The 16080-nt window shown below is 66.9% G+C and carries 12 protein-coding genes and 1 pseudogene; 7 read left to right on the top strand and 6 right to left on the bottom strand.

Going from position 1 to position 16080, the window contains the following annotated elements; all coding sequences use genetic code 11:
- From F3I62_RS20165 to modA, 4 genes and pseudogenes are all read right to left on the bottom strand, one after another.
- Window positions 1–217: pseudogene (locus F3I62_RS20165) on the bottom strand (hypothetical protein); the annotation flags it as partial.
- 144 nt (window positions 218–361) lie between these two features.
- Entirely contained in the window at window positions 362–1444 is a 1083-nt protein-coding gene (modC, locus tag F3I62_RS13795; protein ID WP_160490219.1) for a molybdenum ABC transporter ATP-binding protein, read from the bottom strand.
- A complete protein-coding gene (gene modB, locus F3I62_RS13800; RefSeq protein WP_160490220.1) occupies window positions 1441–2115 on the bottom strand; it encodes a molybdate ABC transporter permease subunit in 675 nt (224 codons plus the stop codon). Before modB ends, modC begins: the two co-directional genes overlap by 4 nt.
- A 7-nt stretch (window positions 2116–2122) precedes the next feature.
- Window positions 2123–2869, bottom strand: coding sequence for a molybdate ABC transporter substrate-binding protein (gene modA / locus F3I62_RS13805; RefSeq protein WP_160490221.1), 747 nt, complete (start codon window positions 2867–2869; stop codon window positions 2123–2125).
- Between the two features lie 130 nt (window positions 2870–2999).
- Here modA and can point away from each other — a divergent pair, with 130 nt between their 5' ends.
- Complete coding sequence (can, locus tag F3I62_RS13810; RefSeq protein WP_372240135.1) at window positions 3000–3626, top strand: carbonate dehydratase; 627 nt, start codon at window positions 3000–3002, stop codon at window positions 3624–3626.
- Window positions 3627–3806: 180 nt separating this feature from the next.
- Here the strand turns inward: can and narL are convergent, their stop codons facing one another.
- Both narL and F3I62_RS13820 read right to left on the bottom strand, forming a co-directional pair.
- On the bottom strand, window positions 3807–4445 hold the full coding sequence (gene narL / locus F3I62_RS13815) for a two-component system response regulator NarL (protein ID WP_160490223.1): 639 nt from the start codon (window positions 4443–4445) through the stop codon (window positions 3807–3809).
- Window positions 4442–6244 carry an ATP-binding protein gene (locus F3I62_RS13820; protein WP_160490224.1) on the bottom strand — a complete coding sequence of 601 codons (1803 nt, stop codon included), beginning with the start codon at window positions 6242–6244 and terminating at the stop codon, window positions 4442–4444. Before F3I62_RS13820 ends, narL begins: the two co-directional genes overlap by 4 nt.
- Window positions 6245–6476: 232 nt before the next feature.
- On the opposite strand from F3I62_RS13820, the gene F3I62_RS13825 reads away from it, so the two are divergent.
- The 6 genes from F3I62_RS13825 to narI all read left to right on the top strand — a co-directional run bounded on the left by F3I62_RS13825 (window position 6477) and on the right by narI (window position 15990).
- Window positions 6477–7745, top strand: a complete 1269-nt coding sequence (locus F3I62_RS13825) for a nitrate/nitrite transporter (protein WP_160490225.1) — start codon at window positions 6477–6479, stop codon at window positions 7743–7745.
- Window positions 7746–7781: 36 nt separating this feature from the next.
- Window positions 7782–9173: a NarK family nitrate/nitrite MFS transporter gene (locus F3I62_RS13830; protein WP_218572876.1), complete on the top strand. Its 1392-nt coding sequence runs from the start codon at window positions 7782–7784 to the stop codon at window positions 9171–9173.
- A gap of 68 nt (window positions 9174–9241) precedes the next feature.
- A complete protein-coding gene (locus tag F3I62_RS13835; RefSeq protein WP_160490227.1) occupies window positions 9242–12994 on the top strand; it encodes a nitrate reductase subunit alpha in 3753 nt (1250 codons plus the stop codon).
- A gap of 11 nt (window positions 12995–13005) precedes the next feature.
- Complete coding sequence (narH, locus tag F3I62_RS13840) at window positions 13006–14544, top strand: nitrate reductase subunit beta (protein ID WP_160490228.1); 1539 nt, start codon at window positions 13006–13008, stop codon at window positions 14542–14544.
- Window positions 14545–14546: 2 nt separating this feature from the next.
- Window positions 14547–15302 carry a nitrate reductase molybdenum cofactor assembly chaperone gene (narJ, locus tag F3I62_RS13845; protein WP_160490229.1) on the top strand — a complete coding sequence of 252 codons (756 nt, stop codon included), beginning with the start codon at window positions 14547–14549 and terminating at the stop codon, window positions 15300–15302.
- The gene (gene narI / locus F3I62_RS13850; protein WP_160490230.1) at window positions 15295–15990 is read left to right on the top strand and encodes a respiratory nitrate reductase subunit gamma; all 696 of its coding nucleotides are present in this window, start codon (window positions 15295–15297) and stop codon (window positions 15988–15990) included. The genes narJ and narI overlap by 8 nt, the downstream gene beginning before the upstream one ends.
- Window positions 15991–16080 lie beyond the last annotated feature (90 nt).

Raw genomic sequence — 16080 nt, forward strand, 5'->3', positions numbered from 1 at the left:
CGTACCACTTGCCGCTCTGGAAGCCGAGGCGGGTGCGCAGGGTCTGGGCGTTGGCATGCTTGAGGGCGTTGTCCTGGTCGACGTGTTCAACGCGGTAGCGCGCATCGAAGATCGGCTTGCCCTCGGTGAACAGGTTGCTGAAGGCCTCTTCGGCCAGCACGGGGGTGGCGCAGGCCAGTAGCGGCAGGATGATCCAACTGTTGGCGCGTGGGTACATACGGGTTCTCCCGGGTGTCAAAGTTGGGGCCGACGATAGGCGTCGGCGGCGAATCGACCTTGATGCTCATCAAGTTCCGCCGGGCGGTGTGCAATCCGGCCTGCGGCCTGGCGCCGCGCCTGTTGCTGCGGGGGCGGGTGGCGCTCAGTTGAGGGCGACGGCCTTGACCTGCGCCCACAGCGCCTGGCCCGGCTGCAGCTGCAGCTGTTCCAGGGAGTAGCGGGTGATCAGCGCCAGCAGCGGATGGCCGTCGGCCTCCAGCTGCAGCAGGGCATGGGCCGGATGCGGCGCCGCGCGGATGGCCAGCAGGCGCACCGGCAGCTGGTTGAGCGCGCTGCTGGTGGCGGGGCGCTGGTGGGAGATGCTGACATCGCGGGCGCGAATCCGGCAGCGCAGCGGCCTGCCGGCTGCCGCCTGGCTGGCCGGCAGGCGCAGGCTCAGGCCCTGGGGTCCGGTCAGGCGCAGGCTGAGCAGCTGGTAGTGGGGATCGAAGGCGGCGACGCTGCCGTCCAGCAACACGCCGACCTCGTCGTCGCCCTGGCCGGGCAGGTCGTGGCCGGCCAGTACCTCGGCGGTCGGGCCGCAGGCCTGCAGGCGGCCGTCGTGCAGCAGGAGCAGGCGGTCGGCCAGGCGCAGGATCTCGTCGTGGGCATGGGTCACGTAGAGCATGGGGATCTGCAGTTCGTCGTGCAGGCGCTCCAGGTAGGGCAGGATCTCCCGCTTGCTGGCCTGGTCGAGGGCCGCCAGCGGCTCGTCGAGCAGCAGCAGGCTGGGGTTGCACAGCAGGGCGCGGGCGATGGCCACGCGCTGGCGCTGGCCGCCGGACAGCTGGGCGGGGCGGCGTTCGAGCAGCGCTTCGAGGCCCAGCCAGTGGATCGCCTGTTCGGGAGCGATGCGCCGGCTGGCCGGAGCGCTGCGTTGCCAGCCGAACAGCAGGTTGCGGCGCACGTCGAGGTGCTCGAACAGGCGTCCGTCCTGGAACACCAGGCCCAGCGGGCGCCGGTGCGGCGGCACGAACAACCGGCGCTGGCTGTCCTGCCAGCAGTGCCCGCCCACCGCCAGGTAGGCCGGTTCGGCGCGCTCCAGGCCGGCCAGGCAGCGCAGCAGGCTGGTCTTGCCGCAGCCGGACGGCCCGGAAATCACCGTGACCCCGGCCAGCGGCGTGTCCAGCGCCAGGCGCAGCTCGAAGTCGCCGCGGCGCAGTTGCAGGCGGGCCTGCAGGTTCATGCCTGGCCTCGCTGGCGCAGGCCGCCATACAGCGCCAGCAGGGCGCAGAACGACACCAGCAGCAGGCCGCCGGCCAGCCAGTGGGCGCTGGCGTAGTCCATGGCCTCGACATGGTTGAAGATCTGCACGGAGACCACGCGGGTGCGCTGCGGAATGTTGCCGCCGATCATCAGCACGATGCCGAACTCGCCCAGGGTATGGGCGAAGGCCAGCACGGCGGCGGCCAGGTAGGCGCTGCGGGTCTGTGGCAGGACCACGTGCAGGAAGCTGTCCCAGGGCCCGGCGCGCAGGGTCGCGGCGGCCTCCAGCGGGGCGCGGCCGAGCTGGACGAAGGCGCTCTGCAGGGGCTGCACGACGAAGGGCAGGGAGTAGATCAGCGAGCCGATCACCAGGCCGCTGAAGCTGAAGGCCAGGGTGCCGAGGCCGAGGCTGGCGGTCAGCTGGCCGAGCGGGCTCTGCGGGCCGAGGGCGACCAGCAGGTAGAAGCCGATCACCGTGGGCGGCAGGACCAGGGGCAGGGCGACCAGGGCGGCCACCGCGCCGCGCAGGCGCTGGCGGCTGTGCGCCAGCCACCAGGCCAGCGGGGTGCCGAGCAGGAGCAGGAGCAGGGTGGTGACGCTGGCCAGTTGCAGGGTCAGGCGGATGGCGGAGAAGTCGTCCGGCGCGAGCATGGGCGGCCTACAGGCGGTAGCCGTAGCGGCGGATCAGCGCCTGGCTGGCGGGGCTGCGCAGGAATGCGAGGAACTCGCCGGCCAGCGGGTTGTGCTGGCCGGCCCGCAGCAGCACGGCGTCCTGCTGCAGCGGCGGATACAGGTGCGGCGGCACCGGCCAGGCCGAACCGGCGCGCAGGCGGCCGTCGACGAACACCTGGGAATAGGCGACCAGGCCCAGCTCGGCATTGCCGCTGGCGATGAACTGCTGCACCTGGGCGATGTTCTGCCCCTCGACCAGGCGCGTTTGCAGGCGCCCCTGCGGGTCCAGCCTGGCCAGCAGCGCGTGGCTGGCCTGGCCGTAGGGCGACAGCCGGGCATTGGCCAGGGCCAGGTGCTGGAAGCCGTCGCCCTGCAGCACCAGGCCCTGGGCGTCGACCAGGTCGGCGCGGGCCGACCACAGCACCAGTTGGCCGGTGGCGTAGGTGAAGCGGCTGCCGGCCACGGCCAGGCCTTCGCGCTCCAGGCGCGCCGGGGTGGCGTCGTCGGCGGCCAGCAGCACCTCGAACGGCGCGCCGTTGCGGATCTGTGCGTACAGCTGGCCGGTCCCGCCGAGGGAGATCAGCAGGCGGCCGCCCTGCTGCGCCTCGAAGCGCCTGGCCAGCTCGCGCAGCGGCGCGGCGAAGTTGGCGGCGGCGGCCACCGACAGTTCGGCGGCTGCCAGCAGCGGGCCGGGCAGCAGGGCGAGCAGGCTGAGCAGGACAATCGAACGCATGGTCGGGTCTGGGCGGCTAGGGGTGTCCAGCCTAAACGGCGCGGCGCCGGGCGGGCTTGATTTTGGACAAGTCGGCGGGGCCTGGCCCATGCTATCTCGGTGCGCGAGTGGGTTAATCGAGGAATGCCGCGTGGATGTCAAACAGCTATTGGCCAACAACCGCTACTGGGCCGAGTCCCTGCGTGCCCGGGACCCCGAGTTCTTCGCCCGGCTGGCGCGCCAGCAGCGCCCGGAGTTTCTCTGGATCGGCTGCTCGGACAGCCGGGTGCCGGCCAACGAGGTGGTCGGCCTGATGCCGGGCGAGCTGTTCGTGCACCGCAACGTGGCCAACATGGTGGTAGCCACCGACATGAACTTCCTCTCGGTGCTGCAGTACGCGGTGGATGTGCTGCAGGTCAAGCAGGTGATCGTCTGCGGCCACTACGGCTGCGGCGGCGTGCGGGCGGCCCTGGGCCATGAGGCGCTGGGCCTGATCGACAACTGGCTGCGCGCGCTGAAGGCGCTGTATCACCAGAACCTGGAACGCTTCGCCGGCCTGGAGCCGGAGCAGCAGGTCAATCTGCTCTGCGAGCTGAACGTGCAGCGCCAGGTGCGCAACGTGTGCCACACCACCATCGTGCAGAACGCCTGGCGCCGCGGCCAGGCCCTGGCCGTGCACGGCTGGATCTACGGCCTGCACGACGGCCTGGTCAAGGACCTGCAGGTCACGGTCGACAGTGCCGAGCAGCTCGATGCGAGCTTTCTCTACGATCAGTGAGGGACGCGTGGCGTTGGCCACCGGTGTCAGGCCATGGTGCGCGCGGCGCACCCTACGGCGGATTGGCGGCGGCATGCCTTAGGGCCTGTTGACGATCTGCCCCAGCCCTCCCGTTTCAGGGGCGGGCGGTTCTTGCGTAGGGTGCGCCGTGCGCACCGGAGGCTTGTGCGTGCTCAGGCCTCAGTGCAGGTTTTCCATGGCCCAGACCGCGGCCTCGACCCGCGAGCGCAGACCCAGCTTGTGCAGCAGGTTCTTCACATGGACCTTCACCGTGCCTTCGGTGATGCCCAGCTTGTTGCCGACCATCTTGTTGCTCAGGCCGCCGGCGATCATCTTCAGCACCTGGCGTTCGCGCTCGGTGAGGTCCAGCGAGCTGGCGCCCTGGGGCGAGCGCAGGGCCTGGGCCAGCACGGTGGTCAGGGCCGGGCTGACCACCAGGTTGCCTTGCAGCGCCTCGCGCAGGCGGGTGATCAGGTGCTCCGGCTCCATGTCCTTGAGCAGGTAGCCGTCGGCGCCGAAGCGCATGGCGTCGCGCACGTCGTTCTCCGCGTCGGACACGGTGAACAGCAGGATCTTGCCGGCATAGCCCTGGTCGCGCAGGCGCTTGAGGGTTTCCACGCCGTTGAGCTGCGGCATGTTGTTGTCCAGCAGGACCAGGTCCGGGTTCAGCTGGGCCACCAGGACGGTGGCTTCCTCGCCGTTGTTGGCTTCGCCGACCACCAGCAGGTCGGATTCCAGCTCAATCAACTGGCGGATACCGCGGCGCATCATCGGGTGGTCGTCGACCAGCAGCAGCGTGTGCGGACTTGCAAGGCTCATTGCGCTATCTCGTGGGTGGGCTGACGCAGGAAATCGGGGCAGAACAGCAGATGCACGCGGGTGCCGTGCGGGGGGCGCGGCTCGATGGCGAGCTTGCCGCCCAGGCTGCGCGCGCGTTCCTGCATGATGTTCAAGCCATGGTGCTGGCGGCTGTCGAAGCCGGGGGCGATGCCGCAGCCATCGTCCTCGATCAGCAGCTCGACCTCTTCGCCGCTCTGCCGCAGGTGCACCCAGGCCTGGCTGGCCTGGGCATGCCGGGCACAGTTGGACAGGGCCTCGCGGACGATTTGCAGCAGGTGGATCTGTTCGGTGGCGGTCAGGGTGAAGGCCAGCGGTTCGCAATGCAACAGCACGCGCATGTTGCCACGCTCGGCGAATTCGCGGGCGGTGTCGTTGAACGCCTGGTCGATGCCGCCTTCCTGGATCTGCAGGCGGAAGGTGGTGAGCAGCTCGCGCAGCTGGCGGTAGGCATTGTTCAGGCCTTCGCGCAGCTCGTCGCTGACCTGGATCAGCTGCTCGCCGGGTTCGCCGCGGCGGATCAGGGTCTGCAGGCGGCTGACCTGCAGCTTCATGTAGGACAGCGCCTGGGCCAGCGAGTCATGCAGCTCGCGGGCGATGGTGGTGCGCTCGTCGAGCAGCAGCAGGCGGTTGTCCTGTTCGCGCTGGCGCTCCAGCAGCAGCGAGGTGCCGATCAGGTTGGCCAGGGCCTGGATCAGTTCCTGCTCCCAGGGCCGCGGCACATGGCCGTCCAGGTAGTGCGCGCGCAGCTCGCCGAGGGTGTCGCCCTGGGCGCTGACGGCGAAGATCAGGCGGCTCGGGCCCTGGTGCCGCTCGCAGCTGGCGCAGTCGTTGCGCGAGCAGATTTCCCGCGACTCGCTGCCGTGCAGGGCGATCAGCTGTTCGACCGGCTCGGCCGCATCGCCGCGCAGGCACAGGGTCAGGCGCAGGCCGGGCAGGCGCTGCTGGAAGCTGTCGATCAGCTCGTCGAGCTGTTCGGCGTTGGCCGGGCTGCTGGCGATGCTGCGGCTGCTCTGGTAGAGCAGCTCCAGGGCCGAGTTGCTCTGTTCCAGGTTCTGCGTCTTCTCCGCCACCCGCGACTCCAGGGTGCGGTGCGACTCCTCGATGGCGTCGGCCATGCTGTTGAAGCTCACGGCCATCTGCCCCAGCTCGTCGTCGGAGCGGTATTCGATGCGCGCATCCAGGTCGCCGGCGCGAAAGCGCTCGGTGGCGCCGACCAGCTCCTGCAGCGGGTTGATCACGCTGCTCTGCAGCTCGAACATGCCGATCAGCAGGATGATCACGGTCAGCAGCAGGGCGGCGCCCTGGATGCTCTGCTGCCAGCCCTGGCGCTTCTCGCTGAGGCGCTGCAGGAGCAGGACGAAGTGCTCCAGCTGGCCAATGAAGACTTCCGACTGCTGCTGGAAGGCGGCCGCGTCGCCGCGCTCGAGGGCCGGCTTCAGCTGCCCCTGCCACTGCTGCAGGATGGCCTGGAAGGCCTGCTGCTGGGGCGATTCGGGCTGCTCGCTGAGCAGGTGGTGGAGGGCGGTGCTGTCCAGGCGGCGCTGCATGTCGTCGCGCAGGTGCTGGATTCGTTCGACCGAGGCATTGGCTTCCAGCTGCCAGTTGAGACGGTAGGTGGCCATGCGCAGCGAACCGGCGGTGTTGATGGCGGCAGCATCGTCCTCGCTGACCCAGGCGATCAGCACGGCACTGAAGGCGCTGGAGAAGGCCAGGGCGGCGATCAGCAGGACCGCGAGCCCGGCACGCGCCGGCAGAGAGCTTTTCAACCAGTCCAGCATGGCGGCTACCTCTAAAGAGTTCGAGGAGGGGGTAAGGCCGGCTCCCGGGTGCTCTGTGATCTATTAAGTTGTTGATTTATATGGATTAAAAAGGTTCTAAACGGCCTATCACTAAAGTGGTAGGAGGGTCGATGGTAGGGCCGGATGCCCGGTCTTTCCCTTGATCCGTGTCAAGAATTTCAAGTCTTCGCGGTCTAGCCTGCAGCCATGACAGATTTCCGGGAGGACCTTCATGGCCAGTCAGAAACTCCAGCAAGGCTTGGTGCTCGGCATGAGTACCCTGGCATTCACCATCTGTTTCATGGTCTGGATGATGTTTGCCGTGCTCGGCGTGCCGATCAAGGAACTGCTGCAGCTTAACGAAACCCAGTTCGGCCTGCTGGCTGCCACGCCGGTGCTCACCGGCTCGCTGATCCGCCTGCCGCTGGGCATGCTCACCGACCGCTTCGGCGGGCGCATCGTGTTCTTCATCCTGATGCTGGTGTGCGTGCTGCCAATCTACCTGATCAGCTACGCCACCGAGTACTGGCAGTTCCTCGTCCTCGGCCTGTTCGTCGGCATGGCCGGCGGTTCCTTCTCGGTGGGCATCGCCTACGTCGCCAAGTGGTTCGACAAGAGCACCCAGGGCACCGCCATGGGCATCTTCGGCGCCGGCAACGCCGGCGCGGCGGTGACCAAGTTCGTCGCCCCGGCGATCATCGCCGCCGCCAGCTGGCAGATGGTGCCCAAGGTCTACTCGGCGGTCATGTTCCTCACCGCCCTGGCGTTCTGGTTCCTCACCTACGAGAACAAGGCCCACCGGGTGCCGAGCAGCGTGTCGCTGGCCGAGCAGCTGAAGACCCTGAAAGACCCGCGCGTATGGCGCTACTGCCAGTACTACTCGATCGTCTTCGGCGGCTACGTGGCCCTGGCCCTGTGGATGACCAAGTACTACGTGCAGGAATACGGCTTCAGCCTGCAGACCGCGGCGTTCCTGGCCGCTGCCTTCTCCCTGCCGGGCGGCGTGCTGCGCGCCATCGGTGGCTGGATGTCGGACAAGTGGGGCGCCCACAGCGTGACCTGGTGGGTGATGTGGGTCAGCTGGATCTGCCTGTTCCTGCTGTCCTACCCGCAGACCGACTTCACCGTGCAGACGGTCAACGGCCCGCAGACCTTCCATATCGGCCTGAGCGCCACCCTGTTCACCGTGCTGCTGTTCGTCATGGGCATCGCCTTCGCCTTCGGCAAGGCCTCGGTGTTCAAGTACATCTCCGACGAGTTCCCGCAGCGCATGGGCGCGGTGTCCGGCATCGTCGGCCTGGCCGGCGGCCTGGGTGGCTTCGTCCTGCCGATCATGTTTGGCGCCCTGGTCGACCTGACCGGCGTGCGCAGCTCCTGTTTCATGCTGATGTACGGCGTGGTCTGGGTCTCCCTGATCTGGATGTACCTCAGCGAAGTTCGCAAAACCCCCGTCATGGGCCAGGGCTCTTCCGGCCCCATGGCTTCCGCTTCCGACGCTTGAAGGAGACAGAGCATGTCCGCAACCAAGAACCCGGCCATGGGCCAGCCTCCGCGGCAGGGGGCGGTAATCCAGGACTGGCGCCCCGAGGACCCGCACTTCTGGGGCAGCACCGGCAAGGCCATCGCCACCCGCAACCTGTGGATTTCCATTCCGGCGCTGTTCCTCGCCTTCGCCGTGTGGATGGTGTGGAGCACGGTGATCGTGCGCCTGAACGCCATCGGCTTCACCTTCAGCACCGACCAGCTGTTCTGGCTGGCGGCGCTGCCGGGGTTGTCCGGCGCCACCCTGCGCATCTTCTACTCGTTCATGGTGCCGATCTTCGGTGGCCGGCGCTGGACCGCGCTGAGCACCGCATCCTTGCTGGCGCCGGCGATCTGGATGGGCTTCGCCGTGCAGGATCCGAACACGCCCTACAGCATCTTCGTGATCATCGCCCTGCTGTGCGGCTTCGGCGGCGGCAACTTCGCCTCGTCGATGTCCAACATCAGCTTCTTCTACCCGAAAGCCCAGCAGGGCACCGCCCTGGGCCTGAACGCCGGCCTGGGTAACCTGGGCGTGTCGGCCATGCAGTTCCTGGTGCCGCTGGTGATCGGCCTGGGCCTGTTCGGCGCGGTCGGTGGCCAGCCCCAGGAACTGGCCGACGGCAGCCAGCTGTGGCTGCAGAACGCCGGCTTCGTCTGGGTGCCGCTGATCGCCGCGGTGACCGTGGCCGCCTGGTTCGGCATGAACGACCTGGCCAGCGCCAAGGCCTCCTTCGCCGAGCAGGCGGTGATCTTCACCCGCAAGCACAACTGGCTGATGTGCTGGCTGTACCTGGCCACCTTCGGTTCGTTCATCGGCTTCGCCGCGGCCTTCCCGCTGCTGATCAAGCATTCCTTCCCCGCGGTCAACGCCCTGCAGTTCGCCTTCCTCGGCCCGCTGGTCGGCGCCCTGGTACGCCCGCTGGGCGGCTGGATCGCGGACAAGCTCGGCGGTGCGCGGGTCACCCTGTGGAACTTCGTGCTGATGATCGCCGCGGTGTTCGGGGTGATCTCCTTCCTGCCGACCCAGGCCGACAGCGGCAACTTCTACGGCTTCCTGGCCATGTTCATGCTGCTGTTCGTCACCACCGGCATCGGCAACGGCTCCACCTTTCGCATGATCCCGGTGATCTTCCGCACCCTGCACGAGCGCCTCAGCGCCGGCCAAGGCGCGGCCGAGAAGGAGCAGGCGATCAAGGCCGCCGGCAAGGAATCGGCCGCGGTACTGGGCTTCAGCTCCGCGATCGGTGCCTTCGGTGCCTTCTTCATCCCCAAGTCGTTCGGCTCCTCCATCGCCCTGACCGGCGGCCCGGAAGTCGCCCTGTACGTATTCGTCGGCTACTACGTCAGCTGCATCCTGCTGACCTGGTGGTGGTACTCGCGCAAGGGCGCGGAGACGCCCTGCTAAGCCGAACCCCCGAACCCAAGAAATGACGAGCGCAGGGCCGCCTGCGCTCAGCCTGAGAGGAAGAAAAAATGAGCCACCTACTCGACCAGCTGCGCTTCTTCAATCGCAAGCAAGGTGAGTTCGCCGACGGTCATGGCGAGACCCGCAAGGAGTCGCGCGACTGGGAGAACGTCTATCGCTCGCGCTGGCAGTACGACAAGATCGTGCGTTCCACCCACGGGGTGAACTGCACCGGGTCGTGCTCCTGGAAGATCTACGTGAAGAACGGCCTGATCACCTGGGAGACCCAGCAGACCGACTACCCGCGCACCCGCAACGACCTGCCCAACCACGAGCCGCGCGGCTGCCCGCGCGGTGCCAGCTACAGCTGGTACATCTACAGCGCCAACCGCCTGAAGTACCCGAAGATTCGCAAGCCGCTGCTCAAGCTGTGGCGCGAGGCGCGTCTGACCATGGCGCCGGTGGAGGCCTGGGCCAGCATCGTCGAGGACCCGGTCAAGGCGCAGAGCTACAAGAGCAAGCGCGGCATGGGCGGCTTCATCCGCTCCAGCTGGGACGAGGCCAACGAGATCATCGCCGCCTCCAACGTCTACACCGTCAAGCAGTACGGCCCGGACCGCGTGGTCGGCTTCTCGCCGATCCCGGCCATGTCCATGGTCAGCTACGCCGCCGGTTCCCGTTACCTGTCGCTGATCGGCGGGGTGTGCCTGTCGTTCTATGACTGGTATTGCGACCTGCCGCCGTCCTCGCCGCAGGTGTGGGGCGAGCAGACCGACGTGCCGGAATCGGCCGACTGGTACAACTCCAACTACATCATCGCCTGGGGCTCCAACGTCCCGCAGACCCGTACCCCGGACGCGCACTTCTTCACCGAGGTGCGCTACAAGGGCACCAAGACCGTGGCCATCACCCCGGACTACGCGGAAGTCGCCAAGCTCACCGACCTCTGGCTGAATCCCAAGCAGGGCACCGACGCGGCGCTGGCGCAGGCCTTCGCCCACGTGATCTTCAAGGAATTCCACCTGGAGAAACCGAGCGCCTACTTCACCGACTACGCCAAGCGCTACACCGACCTGCCGGTGCTGGTGCTGCTCAAGGACCAGGCCGGCCGCCTGCAGGCCGACCGCTTCCTGCGCGCCAGCGACCTGGACAACAACCTGGGCCAGGACAACAACCCGGAATGGAAGACCATCGCCGTCGACGCCAGTGGCGAACTGGTCTCGCCGCTGGGCTCGATCGGCTACCGCTGGGGCGAGAAGGGCAAGTGGAACATCGAGGCCCGTGAAGGCCGCGAGGGTCGCGAGATCGACCTCAAGCTGAGCCAGATCGACAGCGGCGAAGTGGCCGAAGTGGCCTTCCCCTACTTCGGTGGCCAGGTGCACGAGCACTTCGCCCATGCCGAAGGCGAGGAGATCCAGCTGCGCCGCGTGCCGGTGCGTTCGATCAGCCTGGCCGACGGCAGCAGCGCCAAGGTCGCCAGCGTGTTCGACCTGATGGCCGCCAACTTAGGGATAGACCGTGGCCTGGGCGGCAGTAATGTGGCGCGCAGCTACGACGACGCCAGCGTACCGGGCACCCCGGCCTGGCAGGAGCAGATCACCGGTGTCAGCCGCGAGAAGGCGATCCAGATCGCCCGCGAGTTCGCCGACAACGCCGACAAGACCCATGGCCGTTCCATGATCATCGTCGGTGCGGCGATGAACCACTGGTACCACATGGACATGAACTACCGTGGCCTGATCAACATGCTGATGTTGTGCGGCTGCGTCGGCCAGACCGGCGGTGGCTGGGCCCACTACGTCGGCCAGGAGAAGCTGCGTCCGCAGTGCGGCTGGCTGCCGCTGGCCTTCGGCCTGGACTGGAGCCGGCCGCCACGGCAGATGAACGGCACCAGCTTCTTCTACAACCACAGCTCGCAGTGGCGCCACGAGAAGATGAGCATGCACGAAGTGCTCTCGCCGCTGGCCGACAAGGCGCAGTTCCCCGAGCACGCGCTGGACTACAACATCCGCGCCGAGCGCGGTGGCTGGCTGCCGAGTGCGCCGCAGCTGAACAAGAACCCGCTGCAGATTACCCGCGACGCCAAGGCCGCCGGCATGGAGCCCAAGGAGTACGTGGTCAATGCGCTCAAGCAGGGTTCGCTGCGTTTCGCCTGCGAACAGCCGGACAACCCGGCCAACTTCCCGCGCAACATGTTTATCTGGCGCTCCAACCTGCTGGGCAGCTCGGGCAAGGGCCACGAGTACATGCTCAAGTACCTGCTGGGCACCAAGAACGGCGTGATGAACGAGGACCTCGGCAAGCGCGGCGGCTTCAAGCCCAACGAAGCCGAGTGGCAGGACGAGGGCGCCATCGGCAAGCTCGACCTGGTCACCACCCTCGACTTCCGCATGTCCTCGACCTGCGTGTATTCCGACATCGTCCTGCCGACCGCGACCTGGTACGAGAAGGACGACATGAACACCTCGGACATGCACCCCTTCATCCACCCGCTGTCGGCCGCCATCGACCCGGCCTGGGAAGCGCGTTCGGACTGGGAAATCTACAAGGGCATCGCCAAGCACTTCTCGGAAATGGCCAAGGGGCACCTGGGCGTCGAGCAGGACCTGGTCACCGTGCCGCTGCTGCACGACAGCCCCGGCGAACTGGCCCAGCCGTTCGGCGGTACCGACTGGAAGAGCGCCGGCGAGACGCCGGTCCCGGGCAAGAACTGCCCGAACATGGCGGTGGTCGAGCGCGACTACCCGAACACCTACAAGAAGTTCACCTCCCTCGGCCCGCTGCTGGACACGCTGGGCAACGGCGGCAAGGGCATCAACTGGAACACCGAGGATGAAGTCGAGTTCCTCGGCGAGCTCAACTACAAGGTGCGCGAGGAGGGCGTCAGCCAGGGCCGGCCGAAGATCGAGTCGGCCATCGATGCGGCCGAGGTGATCCTTTCCCTGGCCCCGGAAACCAACGGCCACGTGGCCGTCAAGGCCTGGGCCGCGCTGTCGGAATTCACCGGCCTGGATCACAGCCACCTGGCGCTGCCCAAGGAGCACGAGGCGATCCGCTTCCGCGACATCCAGGCGCAGCCGCGCAAGATCATCTCCAGCCCGACCTGGTCAGGCCTGGAAGACGAGCACGTCAGCTACAACGCCGGCTACACCAACGTCCACGAGTACATCCCGTGGCGCACCATCACCGGGCGCCAGCAGTTCTACCAGGATCACCCGTGGATGCAGGCCTTCGGCGAGCAGATGATGAGCTACCGGCCGCCGATCAACACCCGCACCATCGACTACGTGAAGGGCAAGAAGTCCAACGGCAATCCGGAGATCGTCCTCAACTGGATCACCCCGCACCAGAAGTGGGGCATCCACAGCACCTACACCGACAACCTGATCATGCTCACCCTGAGCCGTGGCGGGCCGATCGTGTGGATGAGCGAGGTCGACGCGAAGAAGGCCGGCATCGAGGACAACGACTGGATCGAGTGCTTCAACGCCAACGGTGCGCTGGTCGCCCGGGCGGTGGTCAGTCAGCGCGTCAAGGAGGGCATGGTGATGATGTACCACGCCCAGGAGCGCATCGTGAACATGCCGGGCAGCGAGACCACCAAGACTCGCGGCGGCCACCACAACTCGGTGACCCGGGTAGTCCTGAAACCCACCCATATGATCGGCGGCTACGCGCAGCTGGCCTATGGCTTCAACTACTACGGCACCGTGGGCTGCAACCGTGACGAGTTCGTCGTGGTGCGCAAGATGGACAAGGTCGACTGGCTCGACGGTCCCAACGGCGACGACCTGCCGCAACCCCTGCCGCAAGATATCTGAGGACTGATGCCATGAAGATTCGCTCACAAATTGGCATGGTGTTGAACCTGGACAAGTGCATCGGTTGCCACACCTGTTCGATCACCTGCAAGAACGTCTGGACCAGCCGCGAAGGCATGGAATACGCCTGGTTCAACAACGTCGAGACCAAGCCCGGTATCGGCTACCCGAAAGAGTGGGAAAACCAGGACAAGTGGAAGGGCGGCTGGGTGCGCAACAAGGACGGCTCGATCAATCCGAAGATCGGCGGCAAGTTCCGCGTGCTGGCGAACATCTTCGCCAACCCGGACCTGCCGAGCATCGACGACTACTACGAGCCGTTCGACTTCGACTACCAGCACCTGCACACCGCGCCGCTCGGCGATCACCAGCCGACCGCCCGGCCGCGCTCGGTGATCACCGGCAAGCGCATGGAGAAGATCGAGTGGGGCCCGAACTGGGAGGAGATTCTCGGTACCGAGTTCGCCAAGCGGCGCAAGGACAAGAACTTCGACCAGGTGCAGGCCGATATCTACGGCGAGTACGAAAACACCTTCATGATGTACCTGCCGCGCCTGTGCGAGCACTGCCTCAACCCGGCGTGCGCGGCCTCCTGCCCGAGCGGGGCGATCTACAAGCGCGAGGAGGACGGCATCGTCCTCATCGACCAGGAGAAGTGCCGCGGCTGGCGCATGTGCATCAGCGGCTGCCCGTACAAGAAGATCTACTTCAACTGGAAGAGCGGCAAATCCGAGAAGTGCATCTTCTGCTACCCGCGCATCGAAGCCGGCATGCCCACCGTCTGCTCGGAAACCTGCGTGGGGCGCATCCGCTACCTCGGCGTGCTGCTGTATGACGCCGACCGCATCGCCGAAGTGGCCAGTACGCCAAACGAGCAGGACCTGTACCAGAAGCAGCTGGACATCTTCCTCGACCCGTTCGATCCCAAGGTGATCAAGCAGGCCCTGGCCGATGGCGTGCCGATGTCGGTGATCGACGCCGCGCAGAAGTCGCCGGTGTACAAGATGGCGGTGGACTGGAAGCTGGCCCTGCCGCTGCACCCGGAATACCGCACCCTGCCGATGGTCTGGTACGTGCCGCCGCTGTCGCCGATCCAGAACGCCGCCACCGCCGGCAAGGTCAGCATGGACGGCGTGCTGCCGGACGTCGACAGCCTGCGCATCCCGCTGCGCTACCTGGCCAACCTGCTCACCGCCGGTGACGTGCAGCCGGTCAAGCTGGCCCTCAAGCGTCTGCTGGCGATGCGTGCCTACAAGCGCGCCGAGCAGGTCGATGGCGTGCAGGACCTCAAGGTGCTGCAGGACGTCGGGCTGTCGGTGGCCCAGGTCGAGGACATGTACCGCTACCTGGCCATCGCCAACTACGAGGACCGCTTCGTGATCCCCACCGCGCACCGCGAGGAGGCCATGAGCGACGCCTTCGCCGAGCGTTCCGGTTGCGGCTTCAGCTTCGGCAGCGGCTGCAGCGGCAGCTCCGACACCAACATGTTCGGGGCGAAGAAGGCCAACCAGCGCGACATCCTGAAAACCGTGCAGTTGTGGGAGGACTGAGCATGCAAATTCTCAAGGTGATTTCCCTGTTGCTCGACTACCCCACCGAGGCCCTGCGCGATGCGCAGGGTGAACTGGACGAGGCCATCGGCCGCGCCCGCGAGATCAGCCCGGAGCAGCGCAGTGCGCTGATCGAGCTGCTCGACGAGCTGAGCGGTGGCGACCTGATGGACGTGCAGGAGCGCTACTGCGAGCTGTTCGACCGCGGTCGCTCGCTGTCGCTGCTGCTGTTCGAGCACGTGCATGGCGAATCGCGCGACCGTGGCCAGGCCATGGTCGACCTGATGGGCCAGTACGAGCAGGCCGGTTTCGCCATCGGCGTGCGCGAGCTGCCTGACTACATCCCGCTGTACCTGGAGTACCTGGCCACCCGCGAGGACCTTGAGGCCCGCGAGGGCCTGGCCGATGTATCCCATCTGCTGGCCTTGCTGGCCGCGCGGCTGGACGAGCGCGAATGCCCCTACGCCGCCTGCTTCCAGGCCCTGCTGCAGATTGCCGGCGTGCAGCCGCAGCAGGCCGTGGCCGAGGTGCGCGAGCAGGTCGCCGCGGAAGTGCGCGACGACTCGCTGGAGGCGCTGGACAAGATCTGGGAGGAGGAGGCCGTGGACTTCATGCAGGCCGAGCAGCAGGACCGCTGCCCGAGCCAGACCACGCTGCCGGGCAAGGTGCGTGAGGAAGTGCCGGTGCCGCTGCACTGGGTGGATTTCAAGGTCGATGGGCCGGCCGTGACGGTGGCCCCGGAGGTGCGCAATGTCTAACGTCAATCTGCTGTTGTTCGGGATCTATCCCTATATCGCCCTGGCCATCTGCATCATCGGCAGCTGGGCGCGCTTCGACCTGTCGCAGTACAGCTGGAAGGCCGGCTCCAGCCAGCTGTTCAACCGCACCGCGGCCGAGCAGCGCTACATGCGTGCGGCGAGCAACCTGTTTCACGTCGGCGTGCTGTTCGTCCTGGCCGGTCACTTCGTCGGTCTGCTGACCCCCGAGGCGATCTACCACAGCGTCATCAGCACCCAGAACAAGCAGCTGCTGGCCATGGTGTCCGGGGGCTTCTTCGGCTTCCTGTGCCTGATCGGCCTGCTCATGCTGCTCAAGCGCCGGCTGTTCGACGATCGCGTGCGGGCCAGCTCCAGCGCCTCCGACATCATGATCCTGCTGGTGCTGCTGGCGCAGCTGGTGCTCGGCCTGCTGACCATCGTCGCCTCGACCGCGCACATGGACGGTTCGGTGATGGTGCTGCTGGCCAACTGGGCGCAGCAGGTGGTGACCCTGCAGCCGCAGGCCGCCGCCGCGAGCATCGCCCCGGTCAGCCTGGTGTACAAGCTGCACGTGTTCCTCGGCCTGACCCTGTTCGTGCTGTTCCCCTTCACCCGCCTGGTGCACATCGTCAGTGCCCCGGTGTGGTACCTGGGTCGGCGCTACCAGATCGTCCGGCAGAAAGGCTAAGAATGACTGGATCGGCTGCGCGTCGGCAGGCCGATCCCCCTGACTCGGATGTAGGGTGGGTACCGCCGTTTGCGGCGTATCCATCACCAA

Origin of the sequence: Pseudomonas sp. R-28-1W-6, assembly GCF_009799925.1 — a bacterium.
Classification (GTDB): Bacteria; Pseudomonadota; Gammaproteobacteria; order Pseudomonadales; family Pseudomonadaceae; genus Aquipseudomonas.

What these genes read in the sequence shown, in the direction of transcription:
- modC (WP_160490219.1), bottom strand. Translation starts at nt 1,444, where the DNA reads ATGAACCTGCAGGCCCGCCTGCAACTGCGCCGCGGCGACTTCGAGCTG.
- modB (WP_160490220.1), bottom strand. Translation starts at nt 2,115, where the DNA reads ATGCTCGCGCCGGACGACTTCTCCGCCATCCGCCTGACCCTGCAACTG.
- modA (WP_160490221.1), bottom strand. Translation starts at nt 2,869, where the DNA reads ATGCGTTCGATTGTCCTGCTCAGCCTGCTCGCCCTGCTGCCCGGCCCG.
- narL (WP_160490223.1), bottom strand. Translation starts at nt 4,445, where the DNA reads ATGAGCCTTGCAAGTCCGCACACGCTGCTGCTGGTCGACGACCACCCG.
- F3I62_RS13820 (WP_160490224.1), bottom strand. Translation starts at nt 6,244, where the DNA reads ATGCTGGACTGGTTGAAAAGCTCTCTGCCGGCGCGTGCCGGGCTCGCG.
- F3I62_RS13825 (WP_160490225.1), top strand. Translation starts at nt 6,477, where the DNA reads ATGGCCAGTCAGAAACTCCAGCAAGGCTTGGTGCTCGGCATGAGTACC.
- F3I62_RS13830 (WP_218572876.1), top strand. Translation starts at nt 7,782, where the DNA reads ATGGGCCAGCCTCCGCGGCAGGGGGCGGTAATCCAGGACTGGCGCCCC.
- F3I62_RS13835 (WP_160490227.1), top strand. Translation starts at nt 9,242, where the DNA reads ATGAGCCACCTACTCGACCAGCTGCGCTTCTTCAATCGCAAGCAAGGT.
- narH (WP_160490228.1), top strand. Translation starts at nt 13,006, where the DNA reads ATGAAGATTCGCTCACAAATTGGCATGGTGTTGAACCTGGACAAGTGC.
- narJ (WP_160490229.1), top strand. Translation starts at nt 14,547, where the DNA reads ATGCAAATTCTCAAGGTGATTTCCCTGTTGCTCGACTACCCCACCGAG.
- narI (WP_160490230.1), top strand. Translation starts at nt 15,295, where the DNA reads ATGTCTAACGTCAATCTGCTGTTGTTCGGGATCTATCCCTATATCGCC.